Source organism: Streptomyces sp. NPDC058964, assembly GCF_042741275.1.
Classification (GTDB): domain Bacteria; phylum Actinomycetota; class Actinomycetes; order Streptomycetales; family Streptomycetaceae; genus Streptomyces.
Genome location: NZ_JBHYKH010000308.1, coordinates 1 through 10,769 on the forward strand (window position 1 = coordinate 1; position 10,769 = coordinate 10,769).

A 10,769-nucleotide genomic window follows, 5' to 3' on the forward strand; every position below is an offset into this window, starting at 1 on the left:
CGACGAAGAAAATACCACCTGGTCCCGGTGGGTGCTCGTGACCAACCGGGACCGGGCTAGATCGCGAGCGACAGGAGTACCGGCGCCGCGCCGCGGTTGAGGGCGTCAGCCGCCTGTTTCAGGCGGTGCGCGTGTTCCACCGGCAGGGACAGCGCCAGGCAGCCCACCGAGGAGCCCGCCGTGATCGGGACCGCCGCGCACACCGTGCCGATCGCGTACTCCTGGAGGTCCAGGACGGGCACCGTCGGCGGCTGGGACTCCAGGCGGGAGAGCAGGAGCTTGTCGCTGGTGATGGTGCGCGAGGTGAGGCGGGCCATCTTGTGGCGGGAGAGGTGGTCGCGGCGTGCGTTGTGGTCGAGCTGGGTGAGCAGGCTCTTGCCGATCGCGGTGGCATGGGCGGAGTAGCGGAAGTCGACCCACTCGTTGACCGCGGGCGTGGCGGGGCTGTCGGCGTACTGGCCGATCCGCACCTCCCCGTCGACGTAGCGGCTGAGGTAGACGGCGGCGCCGACCGAGTCGCGCAGCCGGTCCAGGGTCTGCTGGAGCTTCTCGCCGAGCGCCTGCTCGTGGCCGTGGGCGGAGCCGAGGCGCCGGAAGGCCTCCCCGGTGACGTACGCGCCGTCGGAGACCTGCTCCACGTAGGCCTCGCGGCGCAGCATGCGCAGCAGCGCGGCCAGGCGCTCGGGGGCGAGGCCGGTCCCGCGCGCCAGATCGGCGTCGGTGGCGCCGGTGGAGTGTTGTGCCACGGTCTCCAGGACGCGCAGGGCGTCCTGGGCGGAGTGGTACGGGGTGGTCGGCTCGTGCTTCAGCGCCACGGTGGGTCCCCCTGCGCTCGCTCTTTGGCCGCGATCCGGTCGATGAATCCCCTCCACGATAACGGGCAAGAGCCGGATGTGGAGGGGGTGTTGGCCAGATTGTGGCCCTCTCAACTGCGGCGCAGACACTCTGGCATATGCCAAAGTCATGACCCGGCACCGAGACCTCGGGTGTTCGCGCGTTCACTTCCCGTAATCAGAGGACCGCGCTGAGGAATTCCCGGGTCCGTTCCTGCTCCGGATCGCTGAAGATCCGCTCCGGCGGGCCGGCCTCAACGATACGACCGGAGTCGAACATGAGTACCTGGTCGGAGATGTCCCGGGCGAAATTCATCTCGTGGGTCACGCAGAGCATCGTGATGTCGGTGGTGCGGGCGATGTCCCTGAGCAGGTCGAGGACACCCACGACCAGCTCGGGGTCGAGCGCCGAGGTCACCTCGTCCAGGAGCAGCACCCTGGGCCGCATCGCCAGGGCGCGGGCGATCGCCACCCGCTGCTGCTGACCGCCGGACAGCCGGGTCGGCCGCGCGTCGCACTTGTCGGCCAGGCCCACCAGGTCCAGCAGTTCGCGGGCGCGCGCCTCCGCCTCGTCCCTCGCCATGCCCAGGACGGTGACCGGGGCCTCGGTGATGTTCCGCAGCACGCTCATGTTCGGGAACAGGTTGAACTGCTGGAACACCATCCCGATCTTCTTGCGGACCTCCCGGACCTCCTTCTCGGGCGCCGGGAAGAGCTGCTGCCCGTCGACCGTGATCGTGCCCTCGTCCGGCTTGGTCAGGGTCATCAGAAGGCGCAGGATCGTGGTCTTGCCGGAGCCCGAGGGCCCGATCAGGGTGACGTGCTTGCCGGACTCGACGGAGAAATCCAGCCGGTCGAGCACGGTGTTCGACCCGAAGCGCTTGGTGACGCCCTCCAGGCGGATCAGTTCGGTCGGACGGGTGCCGGTGGCGACCGGCTGCTTGCTGGTCTCAACGGACAAGGCGACGCTCCAGGGTGCGCAGGAGAAGGGAGGCGAGATAGGAGATGACGATGAAGGCCACGCCGATCACCGTCACCGGCTCGGTGAACTGGAAGTGCTGCTGGGAGAAGAGCCGCGCCCGGCCCAGCATCTCCAGGACGGTGATCGACATCAGGATCGGTGTGTCCTTGAGCATCGCGATGACGTAGTTGCCGAGCGGCGGCACGACCCGGCGCAGGGCCTGCGGCAGGATCACCACCGCCCAGGTCCGCCGCACCGGCAGACTCAGCGCCGTCGCCGCCTCCCACTGCCCGGCGGGCACGGCCTCGATGCCGGCCCGGTAGACCTGCATCGTGTACGTCGAGTAGTGCAGCCCGATCGCGAAGACACCGGTGGTCAGCGCCGAGAAGGTCAGCCCCCACTCGGGCAGCACGTAGAAGAGGAAGAACAGCTGCACCAGCAGCGGGGTGTTGCGGACGAACTCCGTCACGACTCCCACCGGCCAGCGCACGAACCGGCTCGGCACCCGCATCAGCAGCGCCCAGAGCAGCCCCAGGGTGAACGAGATCAGTGAGCCGAGGGCCAGCGCCTGCAGGGTGACCAGCAGGCCGTCCCAGAAGTGCGGCATGAACTCGCGTACGGCACTCCAGTCCCACTTCACGCCACACCACCCCCGGCCGCCCCGACACCGGTCGTCTGCGCGCGCTTGAGCTCACGCGCCGAGGTCTCCGTCCCGGGATCCTTGCCGACACCGGCCTTCAGCCGCTTCTCCAGACCGCGCATCAGCCGGGTGATCACGAACGCGATCGCGAAGTAGATCAGCAGCAGGTACGTGTAGATGTGCGCGCTCTCCTGCAGCGCCAGCCGCACCAGGTTGCCGCTGAACGCCAGGTCGCCCATGCCGGTGATCGACACCAGCGCGGTGCCCTTGAGCAGTTCCACCAGCAGGTTGCAGAAGGACGGGATCATCTCCGGCACCGCCTGCGGCAGCAGCACGAGCCGCAGCCGCTGCCAGGGCGTGAAGCTCAGCGCGACGCTGCCCTCCCGCTGCGCCGGGTCGACCGCGTTCAGCGCGCCGCGCACGATCTCCGCGCCGTACGCCCCGTACGTCAGCCCGAGCGCCAGCGTGCCCGCCCACAGGGGCACCAGCTGCCAGCCGAAGGCGACCGGCAGCACGAAGAACACCCAGAAGATCATCACCAGGGCCGAGGTGCCGCGGAACACCTCGGTGTAGAAGCCGGCGAGGAAGCGGACGAACCGCAGCCGGTGGGTGCGGGCGATGCCCACGACGAAGGAGACCGCCGTGGCCAGCAGCGCGCTGAGCACCAGCAGCTGGAGGGTGGTCCAGACTCCTTCGAGTACGAGTTTCCACAGTCCTGTGGTCATCCGCCGCACAGCTCCTTCGCGGTGAGGTCCGTCATCTCGGCCTCGGAGAAGCCGAACGGCCGCAGGATCCGGAAGAGTTCGCCGCTCTTCTTCAGCTTGCGCAGCTCCACGTTGAAGGCGTCCCGCAGCCGCGTCTCGGCCGACCGGAACGCGAACGCCCCGCCGTCCACATGGGGTTTGCCGTCGACGAGCGGGGTGAAGGCCTTGGTGGCCTCGGCCTTGGTGGACTTCTTCACGACCTCGCGGGTGGTGAGCGCCGTACCGGCGAAGACGTCGGCCCGTCCGGCCTCCACGGCGTTCAGTCCGGCGACCTGGTCGGGGACGATCAGGATGTCGCTCTCCTCGTACCCCGCCTCGACGGCGTACTGGATCTCGGCGTACCCGGTCCCGGTGGCGAACTTCGCCTTCTTCGCCACGACGTCCTTGTAGTCGTTCAGGCCCATCGGATTGCCCTTGCGCACGATGAACGAGTCGAGCATCTGGTAGTCGGGATCGGCGAAGATCACCTGCTCACAGCGCTCGGGATTGACGTACATCCCGGCGGCCACGACATCGAACTGCTGGGAGTTCAGCCCGGGTATGAGGGAGCCGAACTCGGTCGGCACCGGCTGGACCCGGTCGACCCCGAGCCGCTTGAAGACGGCCTTCGCCAACTCCGGAGCCTCGCCGGTCAGCCCGCCGTCCTTGTCGATGTACCCGAAGGGGATCTCGCCCGCGATCCCGAGCCGCACGACACCCTGCGCCCGGAGCCGGTCGAGCAGATCGCCGCCGTTCGTGCCGGCCGCGGTGGCCACGCGCGTGCAGCCCGCGGCCCCCAGCGCGCCGAGGCCGCATAGCGCGGCCAGCACCGACCGCCGGGAGCGTCTGAGCCCGGGCCCTGCTGTGTACGGGACTGTGCGTGGACCTTTGCCAAGTGGTGGAGCCATGGCGGCGCGGCTACCCGCAAGCACGTGGCTTATGCATCGGGAATCACAGGGCCGCCGTGGACCCGTTCAGCGTCCCGGCACGTATCCGCGCTGCTTGTCGACCACGTTCACCAGGGGCCTGCCCGCGGCCCACCGCTCGAACATCTCCACGAACTGCACACCGTTTTCGGCCCGCCCGCCGCCGGTGCCCCCGCTCTGGGGGGGGCACACGATCAGACCGGGGACCCGCCACAAGGGACTCCCGGGCGCGAGGGGCTCCTCGACGAACACGTCCAGGGCCGCGCCCGCGATCCACCGCTTGGCAAGCGCCTCGGCGAGCGCCTCCTCGACGACCAGCGGGCCGCGGCCGACGTTGATGAAGTGCGCCGAGGGCTGCATCACGCCGAAGCAGCGGATGTCGAACATGCCGCGCGTCTGCTCGGTCAGCGGCGCCGCCGCGATCACCCAGTCCGCCCGGGACATCAGCCGGTCCAGGTCGCCGGGCCCGTGGATCCCGGTGCGCGGGACGCGCCCGACGAGGGCGGTGGTGACGTCGAGAGCCTTCAGCGTCCGGGCGATGGTACGGCCGATGGGCCCGGAGCCGACCACGCACGCGCGCGTGCCGGCCAGTCGCCGGGTCTCGCGGTGCCGCCAGGTCCGCTCCCGCTGGAGGTCCAGGGTCCGCGGCAGGTCCTTGGCGATCGCGAGGACGAGGGCGGCGACGTACTCGGCGACGGGCTGCTCGAAGATCCCGCGCGCGTTGGTCACCACGGTGCCGGAGGCGGCGAGTGACGGGCACATCAGATGGTCGACGCCCGCGCTCGCCGTGTGCACCCAGCGCGGCCGCGGGCCCACGCCCGGCCAGGCCTCACGCACGGCGTGCGAGGTGAAGTCCCAGACCAGCAGGACGTCGGCCGAGGGGAGGCGCTCGGCGAGGCCGGCCGCGTCCGTGTGCACGATCCGGGCACGGCCGGTGAGCCGGCCGAGGCGGGGCAGCGGCTCGGCGTCCAGTACGAGAACGGTCGGGACGGGCGTCGGCAAGCCGCTCCTCCGAGGGGCCAGGTGTCTGACATGCGCGGATTGACCACGCTCGCACCCGCACTCCCCTTCGTCAACACGCTCACGCCCACGAGTCGTTGTCCATACGCGAACAGCCCGCCGGGGGCGGAACCGGGACTTCCGGCGATGTCCGCCAACCAGGTCACGGTGGGGGCGACGGCGCGGTGGCTGGGTACCCGAGCCGTGAAGGCGTATCTGGCGTCGCCGGACGGACACAGCAGGAGGGCTGGACATGACCGCACTGGGATTCCTCTACCCGGGCCACTTCGCCGAGGACGACTATCCGCGCATCGAGCAGCTCCTGGGCGGGGACATCAGGGTGGACCTGGTCCACACCGACTCCGGCGAGGGCGCGCACCGGGCGGACGCGCTGCGGCGGACGGGCGAGCCGGAGCGGCTGGCGGCCGGCGTGGACGAGCTGCGGCGCGCGGGGGTGGAGACGGTGGTGTGGGCCTCCACCGGCGGCAGCTTCGTGTACGGCTGGGAGGGCGCCAGGGACCAGGTGCGCGCCCTGGCCCAGCTGGCGGGCATGCCGGCCTCCTCGACGTCCTTCGCCTTCGTGCACGCGGTGCGCGAGCTCGGGGCGGGGCGGGTGGCGGTCGGGGCCACCTACCCGGCTGCCGTGACGTCCCTGTTCACGGACTTCCTCAGGGCCGGGGGCGTGGAGGTGACCGGAGTGCGGGCGGCCGGGACCGCGACGGCCGCGGAGGCCGGGGCCTGGGGGGAGGAGGACGTACTGACGCTCGCGCGGGCGGCGGACGACCCGGACGCGCAGGCGGTTCTCCTCCCGGACACGGCACTGCACACGGCGGGGTACGTACCCCTCCTGGAGAAGGCCCTCTCCAAGCCCGTCCTCACGGCGAACCAGGTCACGGTGTGGGAGGCACTGCGCCTCACGGACCGCCGGGTCAATGCACCGGAGCTGGGCTCCCTGTTCACTCGCGAGCCAGTCGTCCAGGTGTGACGGGACGGCGCCGCGGGACGGCGTGACGGTGCGGGCGTGCGGCTCGCCACGGGACCGGGCCGATCCGCCCGGGGAATAAAGCGGAGTCAGCCTCCTGTTGGCCCCCGGAGGACAGCGCACGGCCGAGAAAGCAGGAGGCACGCACCGTGTCGGAAGACGAGATCCGGGGAACGGCGCACGGCACCGCCCCCGTCCCCCTCTCCGTACTGGACCTGGTCACCGTCGGCGCGGGGCGTACCGCCACCGACGCGCTGCGCACGAGCGTCGCGCTGTCCCGGTTCGCGGAGGCGCGCGGATTCCACCGCTACTGGGTGGCCGAGCACCACTCCATGCCCGGTGTGGCATCCTCCTCGCCCGCCGTGATCCTGGCGCACCTGGCCGCCCACACCGAGCGGATCCGGCTCGGCTCGGGCGGGGTCATGCTGCCGAACCACGCGCCTCTCGTCATCGCCGAGCAGTTCGGCACGCTGGAGGCCATGGCCCCCGGCCGGATCGACCTCGGCCTCGGGCGCGCCCCGGGCACGGACGGGGCCACCGCCGCCGCCCTGCGCCGCACCGACACCCTCGAGGAGGGCGCCGACGACTTCCCGCAGCAGCTCGCCGAACTCACCCGGTTCCTGGACGACGACTTCCCCGACGGCCACCCCTACGGGCGGATCCACGCGATTCCCGGGCCGGTGCAGGGCACCACTCCCGGCGGGATCCAGTCGCCGCACCGCCCGCCGATCTGGCTGCTGGGCTCCTCCGGCTTCAGCGCCCGGCTCGCCGGCATGCTGGGCCTGCCGTTCGCCTTCGCCCATCACTTCTCCGCGCAGAACACCGTCCCGGCCCTCGACCTGTACCGGGAGTCCTTCCGCCCGTCCGGCGTCCTCGACGCGCCCTACGCCCTCATCGGCGTCTCCGCCCTCGCCGCGGACGAGGAGGAGGAAGCCCGCCGGCAGGTACGGGCCACCGCGCTGAACATGATCCGGCTGCGCACCGGCCGCCCGGGACTCTTCCCCGACCCGGACGAGGCCGCGAAGTACGAATTCAGCCCGTACGAGGAGGAGTTCGTGCGGTCCTGGGCGGGCAACATCGTGCACGGAACCGCGGACGAGGTCCGCTCCGGACTGGACGCGCTCCAGAAGCGCACCGGGGCCGACGAGTTGATGCTCACCTCCCACGCCCACCGAGGTGAGCTGCGGCTGCGTTCGTACGAACTGATCGCGGGCGCCTACGAGTTGCCCACGGCGTAGGACTGGGTACCCAGCAGCTCGGAGATACGATCCGGCGGCACAGGGCGGGAGTACAGCCAGCCCTGTCCGGTGTCGCAGCCGATGTGCCGCAGACGGGTCGCCTGGGCGGACGTCTCCACGCACTCCGCGGTGACCGTCAGACCGAGACGGTGGGCCAGCTGGATCATCGCCTCCACGACGACCTCGTCGGCCGGGTTCGGGCGGTCGCCCGGCTCGTCGTACTGGAAGCCGCGTACGAACGAGCCGTCCAGCTTGAGGACCGACACCGGCAGACGGCTCAGGTAGGCCAGGTTCGAGTAGCCGGTGCCGAAGTCGTCGATGGCGATGCCCACCCCCATGTCGCTGAGGGCCTGGAGGGCCTGCAGCGGGCGGCCCGCCGAACCCATCACCGCGGACTCGGTCAGCTCCAGCTGCAACAGATGCGGGGCCAGTCCCGTCTCCGCGAGGGTCTCCGCCACGTCCGCCACCAGGTCCGAGTCCCACACCTGACGGACCGCCACGTTGACGCTCACGAAGATCGGCGGCTCGTCCGGGTGGTCCAGCTGCCAGTGGCGGGCCTGGCGGCAGGCGGTGGCCAGGGCCCAGCGGCCGAGCGGGACGATGGAGCCGTCCTCCTCGGCAAGTCCGATGAACCGATTCGGCGTAAGTGTGCCGAACTGAGGATGATGCCAGCGGACCAACGCCTCCACCCCACGCAGCCGGCCGTCCTCCATGCCGACCAACGGCTGGTACTCCAGGGCGAATTCGCCCCGGTCGATGGCGGGGCGGAGGGTCGAGGCGAGCGCCTGCCGGGTCATGCGGTGCGCGTTGCGCTCCGGGTCGAACAGAGTCCAGCGGGCCTTGCCGTCGGCCTTGGCCCAGTACAGGGTCGTGTCGGCGGCCTGCATCAGCCCGGTGGCGGTCGTCCCGGCCGCATGCCGCTCCACGACCCCGATCGAGGCCGAGAGCGACAGCCGCTGACCCGCCAGGTCGAAGGGGTCCTGGAGGGCCTCCAGAGCCGCCTCCGCCAGATCGGCCACCTGTTCGGTGCCCGTCGAGTCCTCGACCAGCAGCGCGAATTCGTCGCCGCCGAGTCTGGCGACCAGGGGCGTGCCGGTTCTCGCGTATCCGGCCTCGTCGGCGACGCGGGTCAGACGTTCGGCCACGGCGGCCAGCAGCCGGTCGCCGACGCGGTGGCCGAGAGTGTCGTTGACCGCCTTGAAGCCGTCGAGGTCCAGGTAGCACAGGCCGATCCGGCCCGTGCCGCTCTGCTCGTACGACTCCGCCTCCAGCGCGGCCGACAGACGCTCGAAGAACAGCGTGCGGTTGGGCAGCCGGGTCACCGGGTCGTGCATCTGCAAGTGCCGCAGCCTGGACTGGAGTTCACGGCGGTCGCTGATGTCGGCGACAGACAGCAGGACACCGGGCTCCGGCCCGGTCAGGGGCGCGACCGTGACCTGCACCCACACCGAGTGGCCGTCGGGGTGCTTCAGCCGGCGGGTGCAGCGCAGCTTCGCCTGCCGGCCCCCCAGCACCTCGCGGTAGGCGTGCCAGGTGCGCGCGTCGGAGGCCAGGTCGACCAGGTCGGCAGCGAGGCGCCCGGTGAGTGCGGCGGGTTCGGCGCCGAGCAGCGCGCCGAACGCGTCGTTGGCGTCGGCCACCAGACCCTCGCGGTCGACGACGGCCATGGCGAGCGGCGCGGCCGCGAAGACGGGTCGGTACGTGTGCGCCGGGGGATCGGGGCGGGACTCGGCACGAGAAGGCGCACCGATGTCACTCTCTGTGACGGCCGACCGGTCGAGGTCTGCCACGGGCGTCGGCCCTTCGGACGTTCCGCTCACCGCTGGCTCCCGCAGTGCACTCGATGTCTGTCCGTGCAGGAAAGTGTGCCGATCATAGGGGCTGGCCCAGAGGCCTTCCAGCCACTCTCCAGTGTCCATGACGAATCGGCGCTTCTGACAGATCGTTTCTGCCCGCACATGGACGGGTTCTTCAGGCCTCCGACCACTTGTGACGTTCCGTGAGTGCTTCGGGGTGTCGCCCACTCGGCCTCATTCACAACACCTCACCCTTCTGGTGCAGACAAACAGGGCGTTGCTTAACAAACTCACACAGGCTGGGTGCGGTGTCCCGTGAACCGCAACCGGAGGTACCTTCGTGCCGCGTCCCCAGCTGCGCAGCACCGCCGCAGTGTTCACCACGATGTCGGCGCTCGCCGCGACCTCGATTCTCAGCGGTCCGTCGGTCGCCGAGCCGTTCTCGACGGCTCCGTGCGCACTGCACCGGACGGACGCCCATCACTCGGAGGGCGTGGACACCTGGAACCCCTCCTACACCCGGCCGACCCGCCCGTTCTCGGCCGTGATGGTGTTCCTCGCCTTCCCCGACTCCGCCCCGCACACCACTCCCGCGCAGCTGACCGCCGACCACTTCCCGGCCACCAGCCGCTTCTTCGAGCAGGCCTCCTACGGGAAGTTCACCCTGCGCCCGCACCCGCTGCCGCACTGGCTCCGTATGCCGGAACCGTCGACGTCCTACGCCATACGGCGGGACTGGAACCCCGCGCGGCGCGCCGCCTATCTGCACGACGCGTTCGCCGTGGCCGACGGCCAGGTCGACTTCTCGCGGTACGACGTCGTCTATTTCGTCGCCGACCCGGACGCGCCCGGCGTGGACTCCGACGCGACGAAGGTCGTCAACCTGGACACGCCGGTGCAGGTCGACGGCACGGAGGTGCGGAGGGTCGTCACGGTCTTCGAACGGCATCCACCGGACCGGCTGGTCCTCGCGCACGAGACGGGACACCTCTTCGACCTGCCGGACCTGTACCACCGCCCGGCGGACGGGAAGGGCGACTGGGACACCTATGTGGGGGACTGGGACCTCATGGGAAGCCAGTTCGGGCTGTCCCCGGACCTGTTCGCCTGGCACAAGTGGAAGCTGGGGTGGCTCGATCCACGGCAGGTCGCGTGCCTGCGGGGTACCGGGCCCACCCGGCTGACCCTCGAACCCCTCGCCGCCGGACCGGGGACGTCCGTCCCGGGTCTGTCCGGAGCCCCGGCATTCGGCCTGGGCGACGGCACGAAGCTGGCCGTCGTGCGCACCGGACCCGACAGCGTGCTGGCCTTCGAGGCGCGGGGCCCGTCCGGGAGCGACCGCGCGACCTGCCGGCAGGGCATCCTGGTGTACCGGGTCCACAGCGGGGCGGCGTCCGGGGGCGGGCCGATCGAGGTCGTGGACGCCCACCCGCACACGGAAGCCTGCTGGGAGGGCTCGGTGTACGCGCCGCTGGCCGATGCCCCGGTCGCCCCGGGAGAGAGCTTCACCGTGCCCGGGGAGGGCGTGAAGGTGGAGGTGGAGGGGCGCACGGTGTCGGGTGTCGGGAGCCACCAGCCAGCGGGAGCCGCGCGGTGCGGAGGAGCCGTCGCGGGTGAGGGCCGGGACGGGCACAGCGTCCCCGGTGCCGTG

The 10,769-nt window shown here is 71.0% G+C and carries 10 protein-coding genes; 3 read left to right on the forward strand and 7 right to left on the reverse strand.

All coding sequences use genetic code 11. The annotated features are described in order from the left end of the window. Positions 1–56 precede the first annotated feature (56 nt). The 6 genes from ACFW2E_RS30335 to ACFW2E_RS30360 all read right to left on the reverse strand — a co-directional run bounded on the left by ACFW2E_RS30335 (position 57) and on the right by ACFW2E_RS30360 (position 5,105). Positions 57–815, reverse strand: coding sequence for an IclR family transcriptional regulator (locus tag ACFW2E_RS30335; protein ID WP_384470269.1), 759 nt, complete (start codon positions 813–815; stop codon positions 57–59). A gap of 196 nt (positions 816–1,011) precedes the next feature. Continuing rightward, entirely contained in the window at positions 1,012–1,794 is a 783-nt protein-coding gene (gene ehuA, locus ACFW2E_RS30340) for an ectoine/hydroxyectoine ABC transporter ATP-binding protein EhuA (RefSeq protein ID WP_384470270.1), read from the reverse strand. Beyond that, positions 1,784–2,434, reverse strand: a complete 651-nt coding sequence (ehuD, locus tag ACFW2E_RS30345; protein WP_384470271.1) for an ectoine/hydroxyectoine ABC transporter permease subunit EhuD — start codon at positions 2,432–2,434, stop codon at positions 1,784–1,786. Before ehuD ends, ehuA begins: the two co-directional genes overlap by 11 nt. Continuing rightward, positions 2,431–3,159: an ectoine/hydroxyectoine ABC transporter permease subunit EhuC gene (ehuC, locus tag ACFW2E_RS30350; RefSeq protein ID WP_384470272.1), complete on the reverse strand. Its 729-nt coding sequence runs from the start codon at positions 3,157–3,159 to the stop codon at positions 2,431–2,433. The genes ehuD and ehuC overlap by 4 nt, the downstream gene beginning before the upstream one ends. Then, positions 3,156–4,085, reverse strand: a complete 930-nt coding sequence (gene ehuB, locus ACFW2E_RS30355; protein ID WP_384470273.1) for an ectoine/hydroxyectoine ABC transporter substrate-binding protein EhuB — start codon at positions 4,083–4,085, stop codon at positions 3,156–3,158. Before ehuB ends, ehuC begins: the two co-directional genes overlap by 4 nt. A gap of 66 nt (positions 4,086–4,151) precedes the next feature. Next, entirely contained in the window at positions 4,152–5,105 is a 954-nt protein-coding gene (locus ACFW2E_RS30360; protein WP_384470274.1) for a D-2-hydroxyacid dehydrogenase, read from the reverse strand. A gap of 250 nt (positions 5,106–5,355) precedes the next feature. Between ACFW2E_RS30360 and ACFW2E_RS30365 the strand changes: the two genes are divergently transcribed. Beyond that, positions 5,356–6,087: a decarboxylase gene (locus ACFW2E_RS30365; RefSeq protein WP_384470275.1), complete on the forward strand. Its 732-nt coding sequence runs from the start codon at positions 5,356–5,358 to the stop codon at positions 6,085–6,087. 146 nt (positions 6,088–6,233) lie between these two features. Continuing rightward, positions 6,234–7,322 (forward strand): LLM class flavin-dependent oxidoreductase, encoded by a 1,089-nt coding sequence (locus tag ACFW2E_RS30370; protein WP_384470276.1) that lies wholly within the window; start codon positions 6,234–6,236, stop codon positions 7,320–7,322. Here ACFW2E_RS30370 and ACFW2E_RS30375 read toward each other — a convergent pair. Beyond that, positions 7,301–9,142: a putative bifunctional diguanylate cyclase/phosphodiesterase gene (locus ACFW2E_RS30375; RefSeq protein WP_384470277.1), complete on the reverse strand. Its 1,842-nt coding sequence runs from the start codon at positions 9,140–9,142 to the stop codon at positions 7,301–7,303. The two genes, ACFW2E_RS30370 and ACFW2E_RS30375, sit on opposite strands and share 22 nt — an antisense overlap. A 361-nt stretch (positions 9,143–9,503) precedes the next feature. On the opposite strand from ACFW2E_RS30375, the gene ACFW2E_RS30380 reads away from it, so the two are divergent. Then, on the forward strand, positions 9,504–10,769 hold a 1,266-nt coding region (locus tag ACFW2E_RS30380; protein WP_384470278.1), incomplete at its 3' end, for a M6 family metalloprotease domain-containing protein.

Excerpts from the sequence above, each read along its gene's own strand:
- ACFW2E_RS30365 (WP_384470275.1), top strand. The coding sequence starts at position 5,356 with ATGACCGCACTGGGATTCCTCTACCCGGGCCACTTCGCCGAGGACGAC.
- ehuC (WP_384470272.1), bottom strand. The coding sequence starts at position 3,159 with ATGACCACAGGACTGTGGAAACTCGTACTCGAAGGAGTCTGGACCACC.
- ehuB (WP_384470273.1), bottom strand. The coding sequence starts at position 4,085 with ATGGCTCCACCACTTGGCAAAGGTCCACGCACAGTCCCGTACACAGCA.